Origin of the sequence: Trinickia caryophylli (assembly GCF_034424545.1) — a bacterium.
Taxonomy (GTDB): domain Bacteria; phylum Pseudomonadota; class Gammaproteobacteria; order Burkholderiales; family Burkholderiaceae; genus Trinickia; species Trinickia caryophylli.
In genome coordinates this window covers 585,097-610,430 of the sequence record NZ_CP139970.1, presented here as the reverse complement: position 1 = coordinate 610,430, position 25,334 = coordinate 585,097, and the positions used below count along the sequence as shown (strand labels likewise).

The 25,334-nt window shown below is 66.0% G+C and carries 25 protein-coding genes; 19 read left to right on the top strand and 6 right to left on the bottom strand.

Features of this window, described 5'->3' with window-relative positions; translation table 11 throughout:
- Positions 1-4 precede the first annotated feature (4 nt).
- Positions 5-1,090 (bottom strand): regulator, encoded by a 1,086-nt coding sequence (locus U0034_RS02735; RefSeq protein ID WP_085226424.1) that lies wholly within the window; start codon positions 1,088-1,090, stop codon positions 5-7.
- 184 nt (positions 1,091-1,274) lie between these two features.
- Here U0034_RS02735 and U0034_RS02730 point away from each other — a divergent pair, with 184 nt between their 5' ends.
- The 9 genes from U0034_RS02730 to ftsB all read left to right on the top strand — a co-directional run bounded on the left by U0034_RS02730 (position 1,275) and on the right by ftsB (position 12,117).
- Complete coding sequence (locus tag U0034_RS02730) at positions 1,275-2,528, top strand: lipoprotein-releasing ABC transporter permease subunit (RefSeq protein WP_085225756.1); 1,254 nt, start codon at positions 1,275-1,277, stop codon at positions 2,526-2,528.
- 19 nt (positions 2,529-2,547) lie between these two features.
- Entirely contained in the window at positions 2,548-3,279 is a 732-nt protein-coding gene (gene lolD / locus U0034_RS02725; RefSeq protein ID WP_102623146.1) for a lipoprotein-releasing ABC transporter ATP-binding protein LolD, read from the top strand.
- A gap of 32 nt (positions 3,280-3,311) precedes the next feature.
- Entirely contained in the window at positions 3,312-4,100 is a 789-nt protein-coding gene (locus U0034_RS02720) for a TatD family hydrolase (protein WP_085225760.1), read from the top strand.
- A 49-nt stretch (positions 4,101-4,149) separates the two neighbouring features.
- Positions 4,150-6,804, top strand: coding sequence for a DNA internalization-related competence protein ComEC/Rec2 (locus tag U0034_RS02715; RefSeq protein WP_085225762.1), 2,655 nt, complete (start codon positions 4,150-4,152; stop codon positions 6,802-6,804).
- Positions 6,801-7,604: an alpha/beta fold hydrolase gene (locus U0034_RS02710; RefSeq protein WP_085225764.1), complete on the top strand. Its 804-nt coding sequence runs from the start codon at positions 6,801-6,803 to the stop codon at positions 7,602-7,604. Before U0034_RS02715 ends, U0034_RS02710 begins: the two co-directional genes overlap by 4 nt.
- A gap of 66 nt (positions 7,605-7,670) precedes the next feature.
- Positions 7,671-9,332, top strand: coding sequence for a CTP synthase (locus tag U0034_RS02705; protein ID WP_085225766.1), 1,662 nt, complete (start codon positions 7,671-7,673; stop codon positions 9,330-9,332).
- On the top strand, positions 9,329-10,183 hold the full coding sequence (gene kdsA, locus U0034_RS02700) for a 3-deoxy-8-phosphooctulonate synthase (RefSeq protein ID WP_085225768.1): 855 nt from the start codon (positions 9,329-9,331) through the stop codon (positions 10,181-10,183). Before U0034_RS02705 ends, kdsA begins: the two co-directional genes overlap by 4 nt.
- Before the next feature lie 126 nt (positions 10,184-10,309).
- Positions 10,310-11,593 carry a phosphopyruvate hydratase gene (eno, locus tag U0034_RS02695; RefSeq protein ID WP_085225770.1) on the top strand — a complete coding sequence of 428 codons (1,284 nt, stop codon included), beginning with the start codon at positions 10,310-10,312 and terminating at the stop codon, positions 11,591-11,593.
- 86 nt (positions 11,594-11,679) lie between these two features.
- Positions 11,680-12,117 carry a cell division protein FtsB gene (gene ftsB, locus U0034_RS02690; RefSeq protein ID WP_085225772.1) on the top strand — a complete coding sequence of 146 codons (438 nt, stop codon included), beginning with the start codon at positions 11,680-11,682 and terminating at the stop codon, positions 12,115-12,117.
- Between the two features lie 40 nt (positions 12,118-12,157).
- On the opposite strand, the gene U0034_RS02685 is transcribed toward ftsB, so the two are convergent.
- The 3 genes from U0034_RS02685 to U0034_RS02675 all read right to left on the bottom strand — a co-directional run bounded on the left by U0034_RS02685 (position 12,158) and on the right by U0034_RS02675 (position 14,121).
- Positions 12,158-12,526: a hypothetical protein gene (locus tag U0034_RS02685; RefSeq protein WP_085226426.1), complete on the bottom strand. Its 369-nt coding sequence runs from the start codon at positions 12,524-12,526 to the stop codon at positions 12,158-12,160.
- A 62-nt stretch (positions 12,527-12,588) separates the two neighbouring features.
- Entirely contained in the window at positions 12,589-13,545 is a 957-nt protein-coding gene (hslO, locus tag U0034_RS02680) for an Hsp33 family molecular chaperone HslO (protein WP_085225774.1), read from the bottom strand.
- Between the two features lie 51 nt (positions 13,546-13,596).
- A complete protein-coding gene (locus tag U0034_RS02675) occupies positions 13,597-14,121 on the bottom strand; it encodes a gamma carbonic anhydrase family protein (RefSeq protein WP_085225776.1) in 525 nt (174 codons plus the stop codon).
- Positions 14,122-14,299: 178 nt separating this feature from the next.
- Here U0034_RS02675 and U0034_RS02670 point away from each other — a divergent pair, with 178 nt between their 5' ends.
- The 10 genes from U0034_RS02670 to U0034_RS02625 all read left to right on the top strand — a co-directional run bounded on the left by U0034_RS02670 (position 14,300) and on the right by U0034_RS02625 (position 23,471).
- A complete protein-coding gene (locus U0034_RS02670; protein WP_085225778.1) occupies positions 14,300-15,148 on the top strand; it encodes a ferritin-like domain-containing protein in 849 nt (282 codons plus the stop codon).
- 135 nt (positions 15,149-15,283) lie between these two features.
- Positions 15,284-16,168: an alpha/beta fold hydrolase gene (locus U0034_RS02665; RefSeq protein ID WP_085225780.1), complete on the top strand. Its 885-nt coding sequence runs from the start codon at positions 15,284-15,286 to the stop codon at positions 16,166-16,168.
- Between the two features lie 108 nt (positions 16,169-16,276).
- Positions 16,277-17,107, top strand: coding sequence for a 3',5'-nucleoside bisphosphate phosphatase (locus U0034_RS02660; RefSeq protein ID WP_085225781.1), 831 nt, complete (start codon positions 16,277-16,279; stop codon positions 17,105-17,107).
- 109 nt (positions 17,108-17,216) lie between these two features.
- Complete coding sequence (locus tag U0034_RS02655) at positions 17,217-17,846, top strand: L-threonylcarbamoyladenylate synthase (RefSeq protein WP_085225782.1); 630 nt, start codon at positions 17,217-17,219, stop codon at positions 17,844-17,846.
- 77 nt (positions 17,847-17,923) lie between these two features.
- Positions 17,924-18,589 carry a site-2 protease family protein gene (locus U0034_RS02650; protein WP_085225783.1) on the top strand — a complete coding sequence of 222 codons (666 nt, stop codon included), beginning with the start codon at positions 17,924-17,926 and terminating at the stop codon, positions 18,587-18,589.
- A 4-nt stretch (positions 18,590-18,593) separates the two neighbouring features.
- The gene (locus U0034_RS02645) at positions 18,594-19,796 is read left to right on the top strand and encodes a tryptophan--tRNA ligase (RefSeq protein WP_085225784.1); all 1,203 of its coding nucleotides are present in this window, start codon (positions 18,594-18,596) and stop codon (positions 19,794-19,796) included.
- Between the two features lie 20 nt (positions 19,797-19,816).
- Positions 19,817-20,410, top strand: coding sequence for a methyltransferase domain-containing protein (locus U0034_RS02640; protein ID WP_102623159.1), 594 nt, complete (start codon positions 19,817-19,819; stop codon positions 20,408-20,410).
- 89 nt (positions 20,411-20,499) lie between these two features.
- Positions 20,500-21,417 (top strand): 4-hydroxy-tetrahydrodipicolinate synthase, encoded by a 918-nt coding sequence (gene dapA, locus U0034_RS02635; RefSeq protein ID WP_085225785.1) that lies wholly within the window; start codon positions 20,500-20,502, stop codon positions 21,415-21,417.
- Between the two features lie 120 nt (positions 21,418-21,537).
- Positions 21,538-22,677 carry an outer membrane protein assembly factor BamC gene (bamC, locus tag U0034_RS02630; protein ID WP_085226430.1) on the top strand — a complete coding sequence of 380 codons (1,140 nt, stop codon included), beginning with the start codon at positions 21,538-21,540 and terminating at the stop codon, positions 22,675-22,677.
- Between the two features lie 8 nt (positions 22,678-22,685).
- Positions 22,686-23,471: an MBL fold metallo-hydrolase gene (locus U0034_RS02625; RefSeq protein ID WP_085225786.1), complete on the top strand. Its 786-nt coding sequence runs from the start codon at positions 22,686-22,688 to the stop codon at positions 23,469-23,471.
- Between the two features lie 144 nt (positions 23,472-23,615).
- Here the strand turns inward: U0034_RS02625 and U0034_RS02620 are convergent, their stop codons facing one another.
- Both U0034_RS02620 and U0034_RS02615 read right to left on the bottom strand, forming a co-directional pair.
- The gene (locus U0034_RS02620) at positions 23,616-23,870 is read right to left on the bottom strand and encodes a hypothetical protein (protein WP_085225787.1); all 255 of its coding nucleotides are present in this window, start codon (positions 23,868-23,870) and stop codon (positions 23,616-23,618) included.
- Positions 23,871-24,100: 230 nt separating this feature from the next.
- Positions 24,101-25,333, bottom strand: a complete 1,233-nt coding sequence (locus U0034_RS02615) for a cupin domain-containing protein (RefSeq protein ID WP_085225788.1) — start codon at positions 25,331-25,333, stop codon at positions 24,101-24,103.
- Between the last annotated feature and the right edge of the window lies 1 nt (position 25,334).

Genomic DNA, 25,334 nt, shown 5'->3' with positions numbered 1-25,334 from the left:
CGGATCATTCGAAAAGCGAGGCGAGTACGCGGCGGCGCCAGAACCGGCGCAGGTCGCCGCGTGCGGCGGTGAGCGTGGCCGAGCCATGGTCGCCCGCGAGCGTGAGGGCGAGTGTGCCGATCTGACCCGCCTCGAGCGCCGCGAGCGCCGGCGCGAACCATTCGCGCTCGAGCGCGGCGAGCGCATCGCTCCAGCCGGCCCAGTCCTGTCGCACGAAAGGTGCGGTGAAGCGCTCCAGTTCGACGAGCGTCGCGCCGCTCCCGGGTTCCGCCGCCCGCAGTGCATCGAAGGTCGCGGGCGCACCGCTGAGCGCGACGCCCGCCGCGTGCGCAAGCCCGCGCGTGGCCGGGGCATCCGAGAATACGCGTGCGAACGGGCTGCGCAACCGCGCGGCGGCGCCTTGCGCGTGCAGCCAGAGGGAGTTGACCGCAGGCAGCCCCCGCGTCTCGCGCGCTTCGTTCACGGGGTGCTCGAACCAGGTCATCTGGATCTCGTTCTGAAGCTTCATCCAGGCGCGCGAGCGAGCCCCGGTATGAGCGTCGTGCGGCAGCCAGATCTCGATACTGCGGCCGCTCGCCCGCAGCGGCGAAGCGCTCGCGAGCCGCCCGAGCGCCTCGCCGGACAGATACCAGCGTTTGGGCGTAGGCGCCTCGATGCGGACGCCGAGTTCCTCGACGAGCGGTCTGGCCAGGGCGAGCAACGTGGCAGCCTCATCGTCGGCCAACCCGAGCGCGTCCGGATCGATCAGCACGAGATGGTCGTGGGCGACGCGTACGTGGACGGGCTCCACGCAGGCCCAGACGGCGTCGCCGGGCGAGCCGCCGTCGGCGAGCAGCATGTACGGCGCAAGCGGCGCTTCGTCGACGGCATTTGGGTCGACGGCGCCGAACTGCCGCGCTATCCAGCGCTCGTGGGGCAGGGTGCGCTGGAAATCCTCGCCGGCCACGCGTTCCGTGAGTGCGGCGCGCGCGAGCAGCTTGTCGAGCGCGGGGCTTTGCAGGTTGTGCAGCGCGGTTGCCGCGTCGGCGGCGGCGGGCAGCGCGAACGGCAGCAGCAGGTGAAGACGGTTGACGTGCATGATGGTGCGCATTGTATGGCAAACTGCGCCCTTGTCAGGCAACACCCGACGGGCGGCGAGAATCGGGGCGGGCGTTTGCGCGCCCTCGTCGATCGCCATGGGGCGGGGGGCCGCGCAAGCGCTCACTCCCGCCGACATGCGGCATGCGCATTGCAACGCGGGGCTTGCCTGGCCAGCAACGGATTTAAGGACTCGCTTGAAACTCCCCTACGAATGGCAAATCGGCTGGCGCTACACACGCGCCGGCAAGCGCACGACCGGCAACGGCTTCATCTCGTTCATCGCGCTCGTGTCGATGTCGGGCATCGCGCTCGGCGTGGCCGCACTGATCGTCGTGCTGTCGGTCATGAACGGCTTCCAGAAGGAAGTGCGCGACCGGATGCTTTCGGTGCTCGCGCACGTGCAGATTTTCTCGCCGGGCGGCGCGATGCCCGATTGGCAGTTGACGGCTCAGGAGGCGCGCCGCAACCCCGAGGTGATAGGCGCCGCACCGTACGTGGATGCGCAGGCACTGCTCACGCGCCAGGATGCTGTGAGTGGCGTGGCGCTGCGCGGCGTCGAGCCGTCGCTCGAACCGCAGGTGTCGGATATCGGCAAGGAAATGAAGGCAGGGCGGCTCACGGATCTCGTGCCGGGCCAGTTCAACATCGTGCTCGGCGCCGATCTCGCGGATGCCCTGGGCGTCGCCGTGGGCGACAGGATTACGCTCGTCGCGCCCGAGGGCTCGATGACGCCGGCGGGCATGCTGCCGCGCCTGAAGCAGTTCACGGTGGCGGGCGTGTTCCAGTCGGGCCACTACGAGTACGACAGCTCGCTCGCGCTCGTCAACATCCACGATGCCGAGGCGCTTTTCCGGCTGCGCGCGCCCACGGGCGTGCGGCTGCGCCTGAAGGACATGCAGCAGGCGCCGCGCGTTGCCCAGGAGCTGGCGCACACGTTGTCGGGCGAACTCTATATCCGTGACTGGACACAGCAGAACAAGACGTGGTTCTCGGCGGTCAAGATCGAAAAGCGCATGATGTTCATCATACTGACGCTCATCATCGCAGTGGCGGCGTTCAATCTCGTGTCCTCGCTGGTGATGACGGTGACGAACAAGCAGGCCGATATCGCCATCTTGCGTACGCTCGGCGCTCACCCGGGCTCGATCATGAAGATCTTCGTCGTGCAGGGCATGACGATCGGCTTCGCGGGCACGGCAACGGGCGTCGCACTCGGCACGCTGATCGCCTGGAGCATTCCGTGGCTCGTGCCGATGATCGAGCATTTGCTCGGCGTGCAGTTTCTGCCGCCATCCGTTTATTTCATCAGCGAACTGCCGTCGGAGCTCGTGCCCGGCGACGTCATCAAGATAGGGCTCATCGCCTTCGTATTGTCGACGCTCGCCACGCTCTATCCGAGCTGGCGCGGTGCGAAGGTCCGTCCGGCGGAGGCGCTGCGCTATGAGTGAGCTCATGACCGATCAAGCAATGGCGGCCGGCTCGGCACGGCCGGGAGAGGTGGGCGCTGGCGCGAGCGTGCTGGAGGCCACCGGCATCGCCAAGTCGTTCGTCCAGGGCGGCCTGAACGTCCAGGTGCTGAGCGGCGCCGATCTGTCCGTGCGCCGCGGGGAAAAGGTCGCGATTGTCGGCGCGTCGGGCTCGGGCAAGAGCACGCTGCTGCACGTGCTCGGCGGGCTCGACGAGCCGAGCGCGGGACGGGTAGCCCTGCTGGGCAAACCATTCACGCAACTGGCCGAGCGCGAACGCAACGACTTGCGCAACCGGGCGCTCGGCTTCGTCTATCAGTTCCACCATTTGCTGCCCGAGTTCAGCGCGCTCGACAACGTGGCGATGCCGCTGCGCATCCGCCGCCTGCCGACGGAGGACGCGCGACGCGATGCACTAGCGATGCTCGAGCGCGTGGGCCTCGCCCATCGCGCGAAACACCGTCCGGGAGAGCTCTCCGGTGGCGAGCGGCAGCGGGTCGCGATCGCTCGCGCGCTCGTTGCCAAGCCCGCCTGCGTGCTGGCCGACGAGCCTACCGGCAACCTTGACGGCGGCACGGCCGATACGGTCTTCAACCTGATGCTCGAGTTGTCGGAAAAGCTCGAGACGAGCTTCGTCATCGTTACGCACGATCCCGAACTCGCCGCGCGCTGCGACCGTACGCTGCGGCTGCGCGACGGGGTGTTGCGGGAGGACCCGCCGGTGCCCGTCTGACGCGGCAGCCGGCCTTCAAGCGAGTTTGCGCCATGTGGATCGATACGCACTGCCATCTCGACGCCGCCGAGTTCGATGCCGACCGCGACGCGGTCGCGCGCGGCGCGGTGCAGGCGGGCGTGTCGCGCATCGTGATTCCGGCTGTCGGGCGCGGGAATTTCGGCTCGGTTCGCACGCTCGCACATCGTATCGAGGGCGGTGCGTATGCGTTGGGGATTCATCCTCTCTTCACGCGCGATGCGCATGAGGACGATCTCGCCGTGCTGCGGCGCGAAATCGAGGGCAGTCTCGAGGACCCGCGCTTCGTCGGCATCGGCGAGATCGGCCTCGACTACTTCATGCCCGACGTCGACGATGCGCGTCAGCGGTTTTTCTACGAAGCCCAGCTCGCGCTCGCGCGCGAGTTCGAGCTGCCCGTCATCTGCCATGTGCGCAAATCGCAGGACCTCGTGCTCAAGGGCTTGCGCGCGGCCGGCGTGAAGCAAGGCATCGCCCATGCGTTCAACGGCAGCTTCCAGCAGGCTCGCGCGTTCATCGATCAGGGCATGCGCCTTGGCTTTGGCGGCAATGTCACGTTCGAGCGCGCGCGACAGATCAGGCGGCTTGCGATCGAGCTGCCGCTCGAGGCGCTCGTCGTCGAGACCGACTCGCCCGATATTCCGCCCGCCTGGCGCTACAAGGCGCGCAACACGCCCGATCAGACCGCCGCGATCGGCGCTGTGATCGCCGAACTGCGCGGCCTCACAGTCGGCCAGTTGGCCGTCGGCACGACGGCCAACGCGCTCGCCGCATTGCCGCGGCTCGCCGTTTCGTCCGCATAATCGTCCGCTCCACGGCGCCCGCGAACGGGTGCTTGCGAACGGGGGATGAATGCGGCTCGTGCTCTGCGCTTTCGCGCTCGGTGTCGTGTTGTTACAGCAGCAACCTACGCTGCCAGGCACGCTCGCGTGGTGCCTGGGCGCGATTTCGTTCGCTGCGCTGGTGGCCGCGGGTTGCGCGGTGGATACACTCTGCCGGAGACGGCACCCGTGGGGCGAAACCTCGCGCGGCGTGCTCGGGGCGATGCGCTCGGCGGCACCGCTCGCCGCGTTTGCCGCGTTCGCCGCTGCGGCTGCGCTGGCCGGTTACGGCTACGCGGCATGGCGAGCCGATCTGCGCATGCGCGACGCATTGCCGGAGGCGCTCGAGGGACGTGAACTCGTGCTTGTCGGCCATGTGCGGGGGCTGCCGGTGCGCGAGCGCAGCCATGTACGATTCGTGCTGGCGGTCGACGTCGAGGACGCGCGCCGGCGCACCGGCTTGCCGCATTTTCCGCGGCGCGTGCAACTGAGCTGGCCGCAGCGGGCGGGTCTCGCACCGCCGCTCGTACCCGGCGATCGCTGGCAGTTGACCGTACGTTTGAAGCGCGCTTACGGCAATGCGAACCCCGGTGGGCGCGATGCTCAGGCAGCGTTCTTCGCGCGCGGCGTACGTGCCGCGGGGGCTGTCGTCGCCCCTTCGGCGGCGCGGCGTCTGGCGGGCGGGGAGGGCGGGCTGCCGTCCGCGATCGACCGCCGCCGCATGGCGCTTGCGGAACGCATCGACGCCGTGCTGGGCAAGGCCGCGCATCGCGGCATCGTGACGGCGCTTGCGATCGGCGCCCAGGAGGCGATCGGCGCGGAAGACCGCGCCGCGCTGCGGCGCACGGGCACCAGTCATCTCGTCGCTATTTCCGGTCTGCATATCGGGCTCGTGGCCGGCATCGCCGCCGGCGTCTCGGCATGGCTGTGGCGCCGCTCGTGCCTGATCGGCCGCTTTCTCGCACGCCGCTCGGCGCTCGAATGGCCGCTCGTCGTTCCCGTGCCGCTCGTCGCAGTGCTGGCGGGCACGCTCTGCGCGGCGTTCTACGCGGCGCTCGCGGGCTTCAACGTTCCTGCTCAGCGGGCGTTCTGGATGCTCTGCGTCGTCGCGGCCGCATTCGCGCTCGGGCGCAACGTCGTACCGTCGGTCGTGCTCGCATGGGCCGCGGCGCTCGTGCTGCTCGTCGATCCCTGGGCCGTGCTCGGCCCGGGGTTCTGGCTGTCGTTCGGGGCGGTCGCGGTCATCTCGTTCGCGTTGCAAACGAGAATGCGGTCCGCTCGTGCTGGCGAGCTCGCAGGTGCGTGCGGGTTCGATGCCGACGATATGGGTGATGGAGCGCGCACCGATGGCGAGTGGTGGCGCAGATGGTGTCTGCTCGCGCGTCGGCATGCGGCCACGATGCGAGAGCGGATCGCCACGGCATGCCATGCTCAATACGCGGTGACGATCGGGCTGGCGCCGTTGACGGCCTACTGGTTTTCGGAAGTTCCACTCCTCGGGCCGGCGGCGAATGCGCTGGCTGTGCCGTGGGTCAGCGCGCTCGTGACGCCGCTCGTCATCGTCGCCGTCATTCTGCCGGCACCGCTCGACGCGGCGGCGTTCGAGCTCGCGCATACGCTGCTCGCGCCGTTGATGCGGTTGTTGCAACGGCTCGCCGAGCCGGCATGGGCGCAGTGGCGGATCGCGCGGCCGTCCGTGTGGGCGATGGCCTTGGCGGCGCTCGGCGTCGTCTGGGTCCTGATGCCGCGCGGCTGGCCGCTGCGCATTGCGGCACCCCTCGCCTGGCTGCCGCTCGTCTGGCCCGTGCCGTCCGGGCCGCCGCATGGCGCCTTCCGGCTGACCGCCCTCGATGTCGGGCAGGGCTCGGCCATCCTCGTCGAAACGGCGCGTCACGCATTGCTGTTCGACGCGGGGCCGGGACCGGAGTCGACGCACGCCGGCGAGCGCATCGTTGCGCCTTATCTGCGCGCGAACGGCGTACCGGTGCTCGACGCGATCGTCGTGAGCCACGGCGATGCCGATCACGCGGGCGGCGTGCCGGCGGTCCTTGCCGACGCGCAGGTGCTGCAACTGATGGGCGGGCTGCCGCCGGAGAGCACGTTGTGGCGCGAGGCGCGCGCGTGGGGAGCCGACGCGTTGCGCTGCGTGGCCGGACAACGCTGGCGCTGGGACGGGGTCGACTTCTCCGTGCTGTGGCCCGAAGCCGGGCCGTTGCCGGGCAAGGCCAACGCGCAGTCTTGCGTGCTCAAGGTCGAGGCTGCCGGCGGGCGGGCGCTGTTGACGGGCGATATCGATGCCGCTGTCGAGCGCAGGCTCGTCGCCCGCGCGTCCGACGCACTGAAAGCCGAGGTGCTGATCGTTGCGCATCATGGCAGCAAGACATCGTCGACCGAGCTTTTCCTCGACTCGGTGAAGCCGCGCATCGCGGTATTTCAGGTAGGCTATCGCAATCGCTTTGGCCATCCCCATCCTGCCGTATGGTCGAGGTTTGCCGCGCGCGGCATCGAGCTCGCGCGAACCGATCGGGACGGCGCCGTGCGCGTCGAAGTCGCGCCGCACGGGCCGACGCTCGAGCGCCACCGCGATACGCACCGACGGTACTGGATGGAGGGCCGGGAGAACGAAACGAACGAGGCCGGCCGCGTGCCGCGCCGGTCGAGCGAACCAGGAGGCAGCCAGGCGTGAAAGAGGTGATTCACTTTTCCCATGCGAACGGTTTTCCGGCATCGACTTACCGGACGATCTTCGCCGAGCTTTCCGACGACTACGAGGTGCGTTTCATCGAGCGGATCGGCCACGATCCGCGCTACCCGGTCACGAACGACTGGCCCCATCTGGTCGAGGAACTGATCGAGGACATCGACCGCCGCTTCGAGGCGCCTGTGTGGCTCGTGGGCCATTCGCTGGGCGGCTATTTGTCGCTGATGGCGGCACTCAAGCGGCCGCAGAGCGTGCGCGGTGTGGTTATGCTCGATTCGCCTGTCGTTGCGGGCTGGCGTGCGAACGTGCTGCGCGTATCGCAGTGGACCGGGCTCGACGAGCGGCTGTCGCCGGCTGCGGCCACGCGCAAGCGCCGCACGCAGTGGGCGAGCCGGGATGAAGCGTGGCGCCATTTCCGCACGAAGCCGGCGTTCGCGCGCTGGGACGAGCGTGTCCTGTCCGATTACGTGGACTTCGGCATTCCTCAGGTCGCGCCCGACGGCACGCGTACGCTCGCGTTCGATCGCCAGACGGAATATCTGATCTATCGGACGCTGCCGCGCACCTTGGGGGCGCGGCTTGCGCACGGCGCGCCCGTGCCGGTCGGTTTCGTCGCGGGCACTCGCTCGAAGGAGATCCGGCAGGTCGGCCTCGAGGCGACGCGCCGCGCGGCGCTCGGGCGGCTCGAATGGCTCGAGGGTTCACACCTCTTTCCGATGGAAAAACCGATCGAAACGGCACGCGCCGTGCAGAGGATGCTGCGCCTGCTGCGCGCCGGTGGCTAGGCATCGCACGATGCGGATCGAGCGGGGCTTTACGGTATAATCCGTTTTTCCCGCGAGCATTCAGCGATGACCAAATATGTTTTCGTCACCGGCGGCGTAGTGTCGTCCCTCGGCAAGGGCATTGCCGCCGCTTCTCTCGCCGCGATCCTCGAATCGCGCGGCCTCAAAGTCACCCTCCTCAAGCTCGATCCCTACATCAACGTCGATCCCGGCACGATGAGCCCGTTTCAGCACGGCGAAGTGTTCGTGACGGAAGACGGCGCGGAGACGGATCTGGACCTCGGCCACTACGAGCGCTTCATCAGCACGAAGATGCGCAAGGCCAACAACTTCACGACGGGCCAGATCTACGAGTCGGTGATCCGCAAGGAGCGCCGCGGCGATTATCTCGGCAAGACGGTGCAGGTGATTCCTCACATCACGAACGAAATCCAGGCGTTCATCGAGCGCGGCGCCGCATCGGCGACCTGCGGCGAACCCGATGTGGCGATCGTGGAAATCGGCGGTACCGTCGGCGACATCGAATCGCTGCCGTTTCTCGAGGCCGCACGGCAAATGAGCCTGCGGCTCGGCCGCAACAGCGCCTGCTTCGTGCACCTCACGCTCGTGCCGTACATCGCGACGGCGGGCGAACTGAAGACGAAGCCCACGCAGCACAGCGTGCAGAAGCTGCGCGAGATCGGGATTTCGCCGCACGTGCTGTTGTGCCGCGCGGATCGCCGTATTCCGGACGACGAATGCCAGAAGATCTCGCTGTTCTCGAATGTGCCCGAAGACGCCGTAATCTCGGTATGGGACGTGGACAGCATCTACAAGATCCCTCAGATGCTGCACGATCAGGGGCTTGACCAGATCATCTGCGAGGAGTTGAGGCTTTCGCCGAAGGAGGCCGATCTCTCGATGTGGTCCGGCATCGTCGACAAGCTGGAGCACCCGAAGCACGAAGTGACGATCGGCATGGTGGGCAAATACGTCGACCTGACCGAATCGTACAAGTCGTTGATCGAGGCGCTGCGTCATGCGTCGGTGCATACGTCCACGCGCGTCAACATCGAATACATCGACTCCGAGCAGATCGAGCAGGAGGGCGTCGCGAGCCTGGCGCATCTCGATGCCGTGCTCGTGCCGGGCGGCTTCGGGCGGCGCGGCACCGAAGGCAAGATCGCCGCGATCCGCTATGCGCGCGAGGCGAAGGTGCCGTATCTCGGCATCTGCCTCGGCATGCAGCTCGCCGTCATCGAATTCGCGCGCCACGTCGTCGGCCTCGATGATGCGAACAGCACCGAGTTCGATCCGCACACGCCGCACCGCGTCGTCGCGCTCATCACCGAGTGGTACGACCGCGAAGGCCGTGTCGAGAAACGCACCGAGGAGTCCGATCTCGGCGGGACGATGCGCCTCGGTTCGCAGCGCTGCCCGATCAAGGCCGGTACGATGGCCGAAGAGATCTACGGCAAGGACGTGAACGAGCGTCACCGCCACCGGTACGAGGTGAACAACCGCTACGTGCCGGAACTCGAAGGCGGCGGGCTCGTGATCAGCGCGCGCACGCCAAGCGAGGACCTGCCCGAGATGATGGAGCTGCCGCGCGACATGCACCCCTGGTTCGTAGGCGTTCAATTCCACCCCGAATTCACCTCCACGCCGCGCGACGGTCATCCGCTCTTCAAGTCGTTCGTGGAAGCGGCGCTCGCCTGCCGGCAGGCACGCGTCGAGGAGAAAGCATGAAGCTCGTCGATTTCGAAGTCGGCCTCGACAAGCCGTTCTTTCTGATCGCTGGGACCTGTGTCGTCGAGTCGGAGCAGATGTCGATCGACACGGCCGGCGCGCTCAAGGAAATCTGCGCAAAGCTCGGCATCCCGTTTATCTACAAATCGTCGTACGACAAGGCCAACCGCAGTTCCGGCAAGTCGTTTCGCGGCCCGGGAATGGACGAGGGGCTGCGCATTCTCGGCGAAGTGAGGCGCCAGCTGAACGTGCCGGTCTTGACCGATGTCCACTCGATCGACGAAATCGAGCGGGTCGCGGCCGTCGTCGATGTACTGCAGACTCCGGCGTTTCTGTGCCGGCAGACCGATTTCATCCATGCCTGCGCGCGCTCGGGCAAGCCCGTCAACATCAAGAAAGGGCAGTTCCTCGCGCCGCACGACATGAAAAACGTGATCGACAAGGCGCGCGATGCCGCCCGCGAGGCGGGCCTCTCGGAGGACCGGTTCCTCGCATGCGAGCGTGGTGTTTCGTTCGGTTACAACAATCTGGTGTCCGATATGCGTTCTCTTGCGATCATGCGCGAGACGGGCGCCCCTGTCGTTTTCGACGCAACGCATTCGGTGCAATTGCCGGGCGGGCAAGGCACGAGTTCGGGCGGGCAACGGGAATTCGTGCCGGTACTCGCGCGCGCGGCCGTGGCGGTAGGCGTGGCGGGCCTGTTCATGGAGACGCACCCGGATCCGGCATGCGCGCTCTCGGACGGCCCCAATGCCGTGCCGCTCAAGCGCATGGGCGACCTGCTCGAGACGCTCGTCGCGTTCGATAGCGTGGTGAAGCGCGCGCCGTTGCTGGAAAACAATTTCAACTGACCTGACTGACTGCGGGCGCGTCCCGATGTTCGCGGGGCCGTAAGGCGCCGCGCCGTGGGCCGGCGCCGCGACAATAACGAGAACAAGCGGAACAAGCGGAATTCAACGTCATCTCTAGAGGAAATCATGAGTGCAATCGTAGACATCATCGGCCGTGAGATTCTGGATTCGCGAGGCAATCCGACCGTCGAATGCGACGTGTTGCTCGAGTCGGGCACGATGGGCCGCGCGGCGGTGCCGTCGGGCGCATCGACGGGCTCGCGCGAGGCGATCGAACTGCGTGACGGCGAAACGGGCCGTTACAACGGCAAGGGCGTGCTGAAAGCCGTCGAGCACATCAACACCGAGATTTCCGAAGCGATCATGGGCCTCGATGCGTCCGAGCAGGCGTTCCTCGACAAGACGCTGCTCGAACTCGACGGCACCGACAACAAATCGCGCCTCGGCGCCAACGCGATGTTGGCCGTCTCGATGGCGGTGGCAAAGGCCGCCGCTGAGGAAGCCGGCTTGCCGCTTTATCGCTACTTCGGTGGCTCGGGTGCGATGCAACTGCCGGTGCCGATGATGAACATCGTCAACGGCGGTGCGCACGCGAACAACAGCCTGGACATCCAGGAATTCATGATCGTCCCGGTGAGCCAGCCGACGTTCCGCGAAGCGCTGCGCTGTGGTGCCGAGGTGTTTCACGCACTCAAGAAGATCCTGGGCGACCGTGGCATGAGCACGGCGGTGGGCGACGAAGGTGGCTTCGCGCCGAACTTCGGCAGCAACGACGAATGCCTTTCGACGATCCTTCAGGCCATCGAGAAGGCCGGCTATCGCGCGGGTGAGGATGTGCTGCTTGCGCTCGACTGCGCGGCGAGCGAGTTCTATCACGACGGCAAGTATCAACTGGCGGGCGAGGGCCTGCAGTTGTCGTCGGCCGAGTTTACCGATTATCTTGCGACGCTGGCCGACAAATTCCCGATCGTCTCGATCGAAGACGGCATGCACGAAAGCGACTGGGATGGCTGGAAGCTGCTCACCGATCGGCTCGGCAAAAAGATCCAGCTCGTCGGCGACGACCTTTTCGTGACGAACACGCGCATTTTGAAGGAAGGTATCGAGAAGGGTATCGCCAACTCGATCCTCATCAAGATCAACCAGATCGGCACGCTGACCGAGACGTTCGCCGCGATCGAAATGGCCAAGCGCGCGGGCTACACGGCCGTGATCTCGCACCGCTCGGGCGAAACGGAAGATTCGACGATCGCCGATATCGCGGTCGGCCTTAACGCGGGGCAGATCAAGACCGGCTCGCTCTCGCGCAGCGATCGCATCTCGAAGTACAACCAGTTGCTGCGCATCGAAGAGGATCTCGGCGATATCGCCAGCTACCCGGGCAAGTCGACGTTCTACAACCTGCGTTGACGAAGCCGCTCCCCTTTCTCGTTCGTTTTGCCCGCCGCCCCGTGTATCCGAACACGGGGCGGCTTTGAATTTACGGCGTCATTCGCATGCGGCTCGTCACTGTCGTTCTCGTCGTCCTGCTCGTGCTGATCCAGTATCCGCTCTGGTGGGGACACGGCGGCTGGCTGCGCGTGCACGAATTGCGCGAAGCGCTGGCCGCGCAGGCGCAGAAAAACGGCGACGCGAAGCTGCGCAACCAGCGCATCGAAGGCGAAGTGCAGGATCTGCAGTCGGGCACGGCGGCGGTCGAAGAGCGTGCGCGCTACGAGATGGGGATGGTGAAGGACGGCGAGGTCTTTGTGCAGTTCGTCTCGCCGAACACGCCTGCGAGCGCCGTGACGCCGGTGCCGGCGAGTAACACGTCGACGCGTGGCGAGGTGTCGGCCGCGCCGGTGAGCGTTGTACCGAACCCGGTCTCGCGCGTGAAATCCGACAAGCCGGGCAAGAAGCACGGCGGCGCCGAAAAAGAGAAGAACAAGCGCTGAGCCGCCGGGCGACACCGCTCATCCGCTCATCCGTGCGAACTTACCACCACCACCCTGGGTAGAAGCCGGGGCTGTAATATCCGAGCCCCCAACCACTGTAGTAGCCGCCATACATGACGGGCGGCGAGTAATAGTAGGGCGCATAGCTGCGTGCCCACACCGTGACCGCCATGGCCGCGTTCTGTTCGCGCTGAACTTGCTTGTCGATCTCGTCGTAGCGCTTCTTTTCGGTGTCGCTGAGCGGCTGCGCCGACGATGCGGCGCCGGGCGCACCGGGCGGCAGACGGCTCAGGATCGGACCGGGCGGCGGGGCAACGACGCATCCCGCCAAAACAAGCGCGGCAGCGAGCGCCGCAACACGCGGCACTCGCGCGCCGAGCAAGCCGGTCAGGCGTTTTGGGGCATTCATGGCGGGCCTCTTCCAGTGGAGCTCGAGCATCGACCATTCGCGCAGCACGCGCGGCCGGGCGCTCAGTGACGCTGCGACGCAGCCGGTGTCACGCCGACCGATGCGTCGACCGCGGCAAAAAGCTGTGCCACGTCGACGGGGTCGAATTCGTAGCGCTGGTTGCAATACTCGCAGTGAATCTCGACGTGTCCGCGCTCGTCGAGCACGCTGTCGACTTCTTCGCGCCCGAGCATCTTCAGCATCGAGCCGACTTTCTCTCGCGAACAGCTGCATTCGAAATGGGCGAGGGCAGGCGGGAAGTGCTGCACGTTCTCCTGCCAGAAGAGACGCTTGAAGAGTGTCTGGGGCTCTTCCTTGAGCAGTTCGTCCTGCGAAAGCGTGGAGCCGAGCACGCAGACGCGCTCCCATGTATCGGCGTCATGTTCCCCCGCATGCGGAACAATGCCGCCGTCCCCCGGCAGCCGTTGCAGCAGCATGCCGACGGCACGCTCGGTATTGGCCGCGAGCCACAGCCGCGTATCGAGCTGCTCGGAATGATGCATGTAGTGCTCGAGCACCTCGGCGACCGACTGCAGCGGACCGGTTTCGCCGGCAAGCGGAACAATCCCCTGATACGGCTGTTGCCCCGGCTGACGACCCTGTGGGTCGAGGGTAATGACGCAGCGGCCATGGCCGCTCGCGTTGACGAGTTCGGCGAACGGCATGGGCTGGCCCGCTGTTTCTTGCCCGTCGAGCTCGGCGGTGAACTTGGCTGTCGCACGCATCTTCAATTCCGAATCGCACTGGACGACAAGCATCTTGATCGGCCCGTCGCCGAACACCTGCATGATCAGCGTGCCGTCGAACTTCAGGTTCGCCGATAGCAGCGCGCAGGCGGCCATCATCTCGCCCAGGATGTCCCGCACCGGCGCGGGATATTGGCGGCGAAGCAGCACCTCCTGCCATGTGTTGCGCAGCGAGACGATCTCGCCTCGCACGGGCGCGGTGCTGAACATGAATTTTTGCAAATGATCGTCCACGACTTCTTTCCTTCACACATCGATGAGGCGGTGTACCGCCATGCTCGTTCGTCAGCCGATGCGCACGAGCTGTTCTTTGAAGAGCGCCCGGCGCTCGATATAGCCCTTTGCATTGAGGGCGAGGCGGGCGACCTCTTCGTCGCTCAGTTCGCGCACGACTTTCGCGGGTGCGCCCAGAATCAGCGAGCGCTCGGGAAAGACTTTGCCCTCCGTCACGACGGCGCCCGCACCAACCAGACAGTTGCGGCCGATGACCGCACCATTCAAGACCACCGCTTGAATGCCGACGAGGGCGCCTTCGCGAACCGTGCACCCATGAAGCATGGCCTGATGGCCCACGGTGACGTTGGATTCGATGACGAGCGGGTAGCCAGGGTCGGTATGGAGCACGGCTCCTTCCTGGATATTGCTGCCGGCCCCGATTCCGATCGGTTCGTTGTCCGCGCGGATCGAGGCTCCGGGCCAGACGCTCGCGTTTTCCTCGAGGGTCACGCGACCGATGATGGTCGCGGAATCGGCGACGAAGACGCTTTCGTGAATCGTCGGGGCATGCTCGCCCAGCTTGTACAGCGCCACTTTGTCTCCTGTCGGCACGTATCGGACTGCGCCGGGCGGTGCCGCGACGGTTACAATTTCCGCTCGGCACGGCGCGTCGGCAAACGCGCGGGGTATCGAATCGCATATTGTAAACGGTCCAGCCAGCGGGCGCGGCAATTGCGCCGTGGCGCGCGGGCGCTTTGCTGCTCTTACGTCGATGTGTTCTCTTCATGAAATCGCCTCTGCGGGCGACGCGTGCATCCGCCAAACGGCGCTGATCATCCTGCTCGAGCGCGATCCCGCATCGAAGGCCGCGGCAACGCGCGCCTTGCAGGCGAGCTGGCTCGGCGGCCATGCCGTCTGCCGGCCGCAGACTCCGATTGCCGAGCCTGCCGGCCTGCCGGGGCGGCCCGACGCCCCGGTGCTCGTGGAGCCGCGCGCGCTCGGGCATCGCAGCATCCAGTCCCGCCAAGGGCGGGCGGTACTGCTGCACGCGCTCGCCCATATCGAATTCAATGCGATCAACCTCGCGCTCGATGCCGTCTGGCGCTTTGCGGGCATGCCGGAGGCGTTTTATGCCGACTGGCTGCGCGTGGCCGCCGAGGAGGCGTATCACTTCACGCTGCTCGCCGAGCGGCTGGCTCAGTTCGAGCATCGGTATGGCGACTTTCCGGCCCACAACGGGCTTTGGGAGATGTGCGAGCGCACCAGGGAGGACGTATTGGCCCGGATGGCGCTCGTGCCGCGCACGCTTGAAGCACGCGGGCTCGACGCCTCGCCGCCGATCCGGGCCCGTCTCGTGCAGGCCGGGGATCTCGATTCGGCCGCGATCCTCGATGTCATTTTGCGCGACGAGATCGGCCACGTGCGTATCGGCAATCGCTGGTTCCGCCAGCTGTGCGCAGCGCGCGAGCTCGATCCACATGCCGCTTACCTGCATCTGGCGGAGCAATACCGTGCGCCGCGCCTGCGCGGTCCGTTCAATTTCGAGGCGCGCCGCGACGCGGGATTCGACGAAGACGAACTCGCGGCGCTGGCCGCTCGCGATGCCGCGGCTGGGGCCTGATCCGGCCCCGGCAAGCGGCGGCCGTTCAGAGTGGGGTGCCGGTGGCGCGCCTCCTGGAGGACCGATTCGGCACTGCCCAAATTCTTCCGAGACTCTTTATAATAAAACGATCATTCGTTCTTTTTTTGCGAGCCCATGAATACTCCGCGATCTGAATTCGTCACCGTGCGTGGCGTCCGGCTGCATGTACGGCGCTGGGGTGCGCCGGATGCGCCGACGCTTTTCATGCTGCACGGCTGGATGGACGTATCGGCCTCGTTCCAGTTCGTCGTCGACGCGCTTGGCGGCGACTGGCAGGTGATTGCGCCCGATGCGCGCGGTTTCGGGCTCTCCGGCTGGCCGGTGGCCGAGCGCGGCGGCGGCCATTACTGGTTTCACGAGTACCTTGCCGACCTCGAGGCACTGCTCGACCACTATGCGCCGACGGGGCAGGTCAATCTGGTGGGCCACAGCATGGGCGCGAACGTCGTCTGCCTCTATGCGGGCGTGCGCCCCGAGCGGGTGCGCCGCGTAGTCGATCTCGAGGGATTCGGCCTGGCGCCAGCCCGCGCAGACCAGGCTCCGGGCCGCATGGCGGCGTGGCTCGACGATTTGCGCGAGCCGTCGTCGCTCAGGCCTTATGCCACGCTCGAAGAGGTGCAGGCGCGGCTCGTGAAGACGAATCCGCGCCTCGCGCCGCAGCGCGCGCGCTTTCTTGCCGAGCATTGGGCCCGGCGCGACGACGACGGCAGCTATCGTCTGCTGGCGGACCCCGCGCACAAGCTACATGGCCCGCTGCTTTATCGGCTCGACGAGATCATGGCGGTTTGGGCGAGGGTGCGCGCGAAGGTGCTGCACGTCGAGGCTGTCGCCTCGCCGACGCTTGCGATGCTCGCAGGCCGTATTCCGCTCGATGAATTCAAGGCGCGGTTCGAGGCATTTCCCGACTGGCGCGAAAAATTGATCGAGGATGCGGGCCACATGGTCCACCACGATCAGCCGGAGCAGGTGGCCGCGCTGATCGAGGCGTTTTGCTGCTGAGCGCGAACGCGTGCGGCGGCTGTTGCCGTGGCTGCGCTACGCGGCCCGCCATCCGGAGCGGCGCGTCGCGTTGCAGTAAAATAGCGCATGGTTCTCCCCAGCCTCCGCATGAACGCCGATCTGCATTCTCATTCCACCGTCTCCGACGGCCAGCTCGCGCCCGCTGACGTCGCGCGCCGCGCACACGCCGGCGGCGTCACGCTTTGGTCGTTGACCGACCATGACGAGATTGGCGGTCAGGCCGAGGCCCGCGAGGCGGCCGAGGCGCTGGGAATGCAGTACCTGAGCGGCGTCGAGATCTCGGTGACCTGGGCGAACCGAACCGTGCACATCGTCGGGCTCGGCGTCGATCCCGAGTGCCCGGCGCTCGTCGAAGGGCTGTACGCCACGCGCCACGGCCGAACGGCACGCGCACGCGCGATCGCCGAAGCGCTCGGGCGCATCGGGATCGAGGGCGCTTACGAAGGCGCATTGCGCTACGTATCCAATCCCGAGTTGATTTCCCGTACTCACTTCGCGCGGTTTCTCGTCGAACGGGGGCTGGCCGCGTCGACGCCCGATGTGTTCGATCGCTTTCTCGGCGAAGGCAAGCCAGGCTACGTGCCGCATCGGTGGGCGACGATCGAGGATGCGCTGCGCTGGATTCAGGCGGCCGGCGGCGCCGCGGTGCTGGCCCATCCTGGCCGCTATCGCTACACGCAGCTCGAATTCGACGCGCTTTTCGGGCAGTTCATCGATCTCGGCGGTAAGGCGATCGAGGTCGTGACGGGCAGCCACACACCCGATCAGTACCGCGAGTACGCCGATGTCGCGCGCCGGTTCGGCTTCGAAGCATCGCGCGGCTCGGATTTTCACTCGCCGGGCGAAGCCCGCGTCGAGCTGGGCAGCCTGCCCGATCTGCCTTCCGATCTGAAGCCCGTCTGGGAGCGCCTGCTTTGACGCGGCCTGCTGCGCGCCCGGCGGTGGCCGAGCGCATTGCCGCCAGCGGGGCGCGGCGCTCGCATTGCATCGGCTGATCGTCGGCCGCCCCTTATCGACCCGCCCACTCATGTCCCAATATTTCAGGATCCACCCCGAAAACCCCCAGCCGCGATTGATTGCCCAGGCCGTGCAGATCGTGAAAGACGGCGGCGTGCTGGCGCTGCCCACCGATTCGAGCTATGCGCTCGCATGCCGGTTGGACGACAAGGACGCGGTGACTCGCCTGCGGCGCATTCGCGGGCTCGACGAAAGGCAGCACCTGTCGCTGCTCGTGCGCGATCTGTCGGAGCTGGCTGCCTTCGCGATGGTGGACAATCGGCAGTTTCGCCTCATCAAGTCGGTGACACCGGGGCCCTACGTGTTCATCCTGCAGGCGACGAAAGAAGTGCCGCGGCGCCTGTCCCATCCGTCGCGCAAGACGATCGGGCTGCGCGTGCCCGATCATGCGATCACGCTCGCGCTGCTCGAGGCGCTCGGCGAGCCGCTGATCGCGACCACGCTGATTCTTCCGCCTGAAACGGATCCCCTCAACGACCCCGAATCGATTCGCGAACGACTGGAAAAGCAGATCGACCTCGTCATCGACGGCGGCGCGTGTCCGCGCGAGCCCTCGACCGTGATAGATCTCACGGCCGACGAGCCCGTGCTCGTGCGCAAGGGGCGGGGCGCGTTGGAACCGTTCGGGCTGGCGGCGTGAGCGCCGCATCGGGCGGTATGCGCGCAAAGCCGTTCGAGGGGCCTCGCGCGCCGGCCCCCTTGCTACAATAGCCCGCTATGGATTCTTCCCTGATTCAGACCATCGCGGTCTACGCGCTCCCCGTCATCTTCGCCATCACGTTGCACGAGGCCGCGCACGGCTACGCCGCGCGGTTTCTTGGCGACAACACGGCCTACGTGCTGGGGCGCGTGTCGCTCAATCCGATGCGTCACATCGATCCGCTCGGCACGATCGCCATCCCGCTGCTGCTTTATTTCGCGACGGGCGGCGCATTGATGTTCGGCTACGCGAAGCCGGTGCCGGTCGCCTTCGGCAATCTGCGCAATCCCCGCTGGGGCGGGCTTTGGGTATCGCTGGCGGGTCCCGCCTGCAATTTCGCCCAGGCCCTGGTGTGGGGGCTCGTCGGCGTGGGGCTCGCGCTCGCCGGCATCGACGAACCGTTCTTCACGCGCATGGCCGCGGCCGGCGTGGGCGTGAATCTCGTACTCGGCGTACTCAATCTGTTTCCGCTGCCGCCGCTCGACGGCGGACGTGTGCTCACGGCGTTGCTGCCGGCGCGGCAGGCCATCGGCTTCGCGCGCATCGAGCCGTACGGTTTTCTCATCGTGATGGCGCTCATCATGACGGGCGTGCTGACCAAAATCTGGCTGACGCCGCTCGTCTCGCTCGGCTATGACGCGCTGACCGCGCTGTTGACTCCTTTTGCCTCGCTCCTGAACTGAAACCATGTTTCCAGACCGCATTTTCTCCGGCATGCGACCCACGGGCTCGCTCCACCTCGGCCACTATCACGGTGTGCTGAAGAACTGGGTGCGCTTGCAGTCCGAGTACCCGTGCTTTTTCTGCGTTGTCGACTGGCACGCCCTGACGACTCACTACGAGACGCCGGACGTTATCGAAAACAACGTCTGGGAAGTGCTGATCGACTGGCTGGCCTCTGGCATCGATCCGGCGCAGGCCACGCTCTTCATCCAGAGCCGCGTGCCCGAGCATGCGGAACTCTCGTTGTTGCTCGGTATGAGCACGCCGCTCGGCTGGCTCGAGCGCGTGCCGACCTACAAGGAGCAGATGGAGAAGATCAAGGACCGGGATCTCTCGACTTACGGCTTTCTCGGCTACCCCGTGCTCATGGCCGCCGACATCCTGCTCTATCGCGCCTCGCTCGTGCCGGTGGGCGAAGACCAGGTGCCGCACGTCGAGATGACGCGCGAAATCGCACGGCGTTTCAACCATCTTTACGGCCGCGAGCCGGGCTTCGAAGAGAAGGCGCTCGAGGCGGCGAAAAAACTCGGGGGCAAGCGGGCGAAGCTCTATCACGAACTGCGCAACGCCTATCAGCAAGAGGGCGACGACGAAGCGCTGGAGCAAGCACGTGCGCTGCTGCAGGAGTCGCAAAGCCTTTCGATGAGCGACCGCGAGCGGCTTTTCGGCTATCTCGAGGGTGCGCGCAAGATCATTCTCGTCGAGCCGCAGGTGCTCTTGACGAAGGCGTCGCGCATGCCGGGCCTCGATGGGCAGAAGATGTCGAAGTCTTACGGCAACACGATCGGTCTGCGCGAGGATGCCGAAACGATTGCGAAGAAAGTCCGCACCATGCCGACCGACCCCGCGCGCGTGCGACGCACCGATCCGGGCGATCCGGACAAGTGTCCCGTCTGGCAACTGCATCAGGTGTACAGCGACGAGACGACGCACCAGTGGGTCCAGCAGGGCTGCCGTTCGGCCGGAATCGGCTGTCTGGAATGCAAGCAGCCCGTGATCGAAGGCATTCTGCGCGAGCAGCAACCGATGCTCGAGCGAGCGCAGAAGTACATGGACGACCCGACGCTTTTACGCGCGATCGTGGCGGACGGCTGCGACAAGGCGCGCAAGTTCGCGACGGAGACGATGCGGGAAGTGCGCGAGGCGATGGGCCTTTCGTACTCCTGAGCATGATGACCGCGGGTCCCATGCCGCCCGGTGCGGTTGTTCGAGCAGACGATGCGCCGTCGGGCTGGGTCGTGCGCTGGGCGCATTTGATCGCCGAGGGCGGCGAGGTGCTCGATATCGCGGCCGGACATGGCCGTCACGCGCGATGGCTGGCGGGGCGCGGCCATCGCGTCGTTGCCCTCGAGCGCGACGGTGCGGCGCTGGCGACGCTCGCGGGCATCGCCGCCGTCACCCCGGTGCAGGCCGATCTCGAAGACGGCAGCCCGTGGCCGCTTGCGGGTAGCCGGCGGTTTGCCGCAGTCGTCGTCACGCGCTACCTCCATCGGCCGCTTTTGCCGCGGCTCGCCGCATTGCTCGCGCCGGGCGGCGTACTCCTGTATGAAACGTTCGCGCACGGTAACGAGACGGTTGGCCGGCCGTCGAATCCCGCGTTCCTGCTGGCGCCGGGCGAATTGCTCGATGCCGTGCGGCCCGCGCTGCGAGTGGTCGCCTTCGAGGATGGCTTCGAAGCCGCGCCGCGCCCGGCATTCGTTCAGCGGATTTGCGCGCTCAGGGAGCGACCGGGTGACCAGGCGCCGCCACGCTATGCGCTTGACGGCGGTGAGGGGCGGTGACGGTAAGGGTTTTCGCGCCGGAGCAGGTTGGCCTGAACGCTCGCCGATCCGCTACAATCGCGCTTTCGGAATGAAATTCATGGCGTTTCATGGCTAACGGCACATCCAGCAGCGCGCGCAACGGCGTGCGCATTCGCGGCAGCATTCCCGCAATCGTCACGCCGATGCTCGAAGACGGCGGTCTCGATCTGGCTGCGTTTCGCAAGCTGATCGACTGGCACATCGAAGAGGGCACCGATGCGCTCGTCGTCGTGGGTACCAGCGGCGAATCGGCCACGCTGTCGGTGCAGGAGCACGTTCTGATGATCGAGACGGCTGTCGAGCACGCGGCCGGACGGATTCCAATCATCGCGGGCGCGGGCGGCAACTCCACGGCCGAAGCGGTCGAACTCACGCAGCGCGCGAAATCCGTCGGTGCCGACGCCACGCTGCAGGTCGTCCCTTACTACAACAAGCCGACGCAAGAGGGCATCTACCGCCATTTCGCGAAGATCGCCGAGGCAGTCGACTTGCCCGTCATCCTGTACAACGTGCCCGGCCGGACGGTGGCCGACATGTCGAACGAAACGATCCTGCGCCTCGCCGAGGTGCCCGGTATCGTCGGCGTGAAGGACGCAACGGGCAACATCGATCGCGCCGCCCAGCTGATCAAGGCTGCGCCGGCCGATTTCAGCATCTTCAGCGGCGACGATCCGACCGCGATCGCGCTGATGCTGCTCGGCGGCCACGGCAACATCTCGGTTACGGCCAACGTCGCGCCGCGCGCGATGAGCGAGCTTTGCAAGGCCGCGCTGGCTGGCGATGCGAAAACGGCGCGTGAGATTCACATGCGTCTGCTGTCGCTGCACAAGACGCTTTTCATCGAATCGAACCCGATTCCGGTGAAATGGGCACTGCAGGAAATGGGGCGCATCGCGGGCGGCATCCGTTTGCCGCTGACGCCGCTCGATGCGCGCTATCACGAAGCCGTGCGCGCGGCGATGCGCGAAGCCGGCGTACTGCGCTGAGCACGCGTTCATGTGGGGTGCCGCCTCGCGGCTGCACCCACGTCGTTTGTCATTAACGTCGATTTTCGACCCACGCTCCGGCATCCGTTGCAGGCAGGCGTTTGCATCACGAAGGGCTCCATGAAACGTTCCGCATCCTCCCTCCACGCCGTTCGCGCGGCCGCGCTCGTGCTTGCGCTGAGTTCGCTTGCCGGCTGCGATACGCTCAACGACTGGTTCTCGTCGGACAAGGTCGACTACAAATCCACGCGCTCCGCGCCGGCGCTCAATGTGCCGGGCGACCTGTCCGCGGTGGCGGGCAAGCCGCAATACACGGCACCGCCGGCCAATCTGGCACTGGGTGGCGCACCTGACCGCAACAAGACATCCGCGGGCAATTTGTCGGAGGGCGTGCCCTCGGCGCAGGATCCGCTCGGCATGCATATCGAGCGTGACGGCGATCGGCGCTGGCTCGTCGTGGACGGACGCTCGCCCGATCAGCTGTGGCCGCAGTTGCAGGAATTCTGGCAGGAAAACGGCTTTTCGCTGAAGACGAACGCGCCGGCCACCGGCATCATGGCGACTGACTGGGCGGAAAACCGCGCGAGCATCCCCGATGACTGGTTCCGACGCACGATCGGGCGCGTCATCGATTTCGCCTACTCCTCGGGCACGCGCGACCGCTTCGTGACGCTTGTCGAGCGCGGGCCGAACGGCGCAACCGACATCTCGATCACGCATAGCGCGCTCGAGGAAGTGCTGACGGGGCAGGACAAGGACTCGTCACGCTGGGTCGAGCGCCCGCGCAATCCCGTGCTCGAGGCAGTGTTCCTCTCGAAGCTGATGCAGAAGTTCGGGCTCACGGAGGCGCAGTCCAAGGATCTGATCTCGAGCGCGCGGCCCGGTACCCCGCCCGCGAAGATCGACATGGCCGGCGGGGAGACGACACTCGATCTGCAAGAGTCCTTCGATCGCGCGTGGCTGCGCGTCGGGCTCGCGCTCGATCGGACGAACTTCGCGGTCGACAACCGCGACCGGACGAAAGGCATCTATTACGTTCGGTACGCCGATTCGATGCAGGAACTCAAGGGAGAGGGTCTTCTCGGCAAGCTCTTCACGCGCAAATCCAGTGAACGGAAGGCCGGGCAGGAGTTCCTCGTCAACGTCCGCGCCAGCGGCGAAAACCGGACGCAGGTTGCCATCCTCGACGCGCAGGGGCAGATCGACAAGTCGGCCGAAGCGAAGCAGATTCTCTCGCTGCTGCACGCGCAGTTGCGTTGATTGGGGCCATGCGCTTTGCCAGTCTCGGCAGCGGCAGTGAAGGCAATGCCCTGATCGTCGAGGCACGCAGCGGCAGCACGACCACCCGCGTGCTGCTCGATTGCGGGTTCTCCGCGAAGGAGCTCGAGCGACGCCTCGCCCGGCTCGATTGCACGATCGATATGCTCGATGCCGTTCTCGTCACGCACGAGCATAGCGACCATATCGGCAGCGCGCTGACGGTCGCGCGCAAATGGTCGATTCCGCTTTATACCAGCTGGGGCACCGCTCGCGCTGTGGGCGCCGATTGCGCGCCTGACGTCGAGCTGCATGTGCTGTGGGGCGATGAAACGGCGTCGATCGGGGATTTGCAGCTTTCTCCCTACACTGTCCCGCACGATGCGCGCGAGCCGCTGCAGTTCGTTTTTTCGGACGGCGCCCACCGGTTAGGTGTGCTCACCGACGTCGGCACGTCCACGCCCCATATCACGTCGATGCTCGATGGCTGCGATGCGCTCGTGCTCGAATGCAACCACGACCCAGCGATGCTTGCCGCAAGCCGCTATCCCCAATCGCTGAAGGCGCGCATCGGCGGTAATCATGGGCATCTCAGCAACGAGGCGGCCGCAGGTATCCTGGCCTCGCTCGATCGCAGCCGGCTGCAGCATATCGTCGCGGCTCATCTCAGCCAGCAGAACAATCAGGCGGGTCTTGCTCAAGCAGCGTTGGCCGACGTTTTGAACGCGCAGCACCATGACGTCGTCGTGGCGTCACAAGCGGACGGTTTCGCGTGGCTGGCGTTAGGCGGGCAATGACGGTGGCGGTGCGGGCAGGGAGGTGAGCGCACGGGATCGAAAGGGTTGACGGCGCGTTGGTTCGCGGCTGCTCCCCGTTTGGTTCCAGGCAAGAAAAAACCGGCTCGCAGGCCGGTTTTTTCTTGCCTTGTAGCAGCTCGAAGCTTACTGGCTGGCGCCCGAAGCGGGAGCGGCGGCCGAAGCAGCAGCGTCCGAAGCCGGGGCAGCAGCAGCGTCCGAAGCCGGTGCGGGAGCGGCTTCGCTCGCAGCAGCGGCCGGAGCCGACGATGCCTCAGCAGCAGCCGGCGCCGAAGCAGCCGCCGCGTCGCTCGCCGGGGCGGCGGCTTGGTCGCTGCTCTTGTTGCAAGCAGCCAGGGCGACAGCAGCGAGCAGGGATGCTACGAGGAGGGATTTCTTCATGATCACGTCCTTTTATGGTTAAAGGTAAGCAACAGCGCGAAATAATACCGGTAATGTGCTCCAACACCAACCTGAGCCGCTGGCGGGATACACATCTAAGCGTGAATCTTCCCCACACGGCTTGGGCGGAAATTATATGCACTTTCGTACCGACCGTCGACAAAGCAGGGTCAATACGTTGCCTTTCCCATACAAAATTTCACGTTTTTGAACAATAGGGGGCGACCACGTCACGCCAACGCGCCTATCCGTAGCCAGCCGGCAAGATACCACTCGTGCAGCAGCGCTGTCATCGACGAATCTCGGCAGAGTGTTACAAACCGTTTCCCCTCGATCTGTCGAGTATCCGCCAATTCGACGAGCCATTTTTTGCGCTGCGGCAAACGTTGCTCTTCACCGTTGATGAAATAACTGCGTTCGCTGTAGAGCAGAGCAGTTTTCCTGTCGAGCCTCACGCCGTCGCGTGCGGCCTGCTTGGCGAATGCCGCCTCGCTGGCTGCCCGGGCGGGCGCGTCGAACACGACGTTCGCTTTCGGCTCACTCAGATAGCTGCCGAGAAACGATGCAATGTCGCGTTCGTCCCAGCGGATGCGAGCAAGGATCGCGCCGACTTGCTCCACGAGCGCGGCCGGCAGCTCCGCCGGATGAGTAACGGCGCCCTGGCGCGGATCGCGATAACGCTCGTCGTCGCGCGCGCGCTGCGTCACCGCGCCGCGCTCGGCCAAATAATAGAGGAACTGGCCGATCAGCTCGTTGACCGAGGGCGAACGAAAGCCGATCGAACAAGTCATGCATTCGCCGATGGCCACGCCGTCATGCGCGATATGCGGTGGCAGGTAAAGCATGTCGCCCGGCTCGAGAACCCACTCGTGCGCCGGTTCGAAATGCTGTAAAACTTTCAAAGGAAGGCCGTCTTTCAACGTCAGATCGCGCTGAGCCGAGATCCGCCAGCGTCTTGAGCCTTGCACTTGCAGCAGGAATACGTCGTACGAATCGAAATGCGGCCCTACGCCGCCGCCGTCGGTGGCGTAAGAGATCATCAGATCGTCGAGTCGGGCATCCGGGACGAAGCGAAAACGCTCGAGCAATGCGCGGGCGCGATCGTCGTGGAGGTCCACGCCTTGTACCAGCAGCGTCCATTCGCGGCGTTTGAGGCTCGGCAGGTCTGCACGCTCGAACGGGCCGTGAGCAAGCCGCCAGGCGCCTTTGAAATGCGTAATGAGCCGCGCCTCCACGTCGTCGCTCGCGGCGATGTCGAAAAGCGCGTCGCGCGGTACGGGCGCGCCGATGCCCGGAACCGCCTGGCGGACGAGCAGGGGCTTCTTCTGCCAGTACCGTCGCATGAATTCGGCTGGCGTGATGTTGCCGAGCAGCGGTGTGGGTACGTCCGGTGGCGGGGGCGATACGGGGAAATCGGCGGGAGCGGCGGGGGGGAGCGGGTGGTCGGAGGGCCGCTTGGGCATC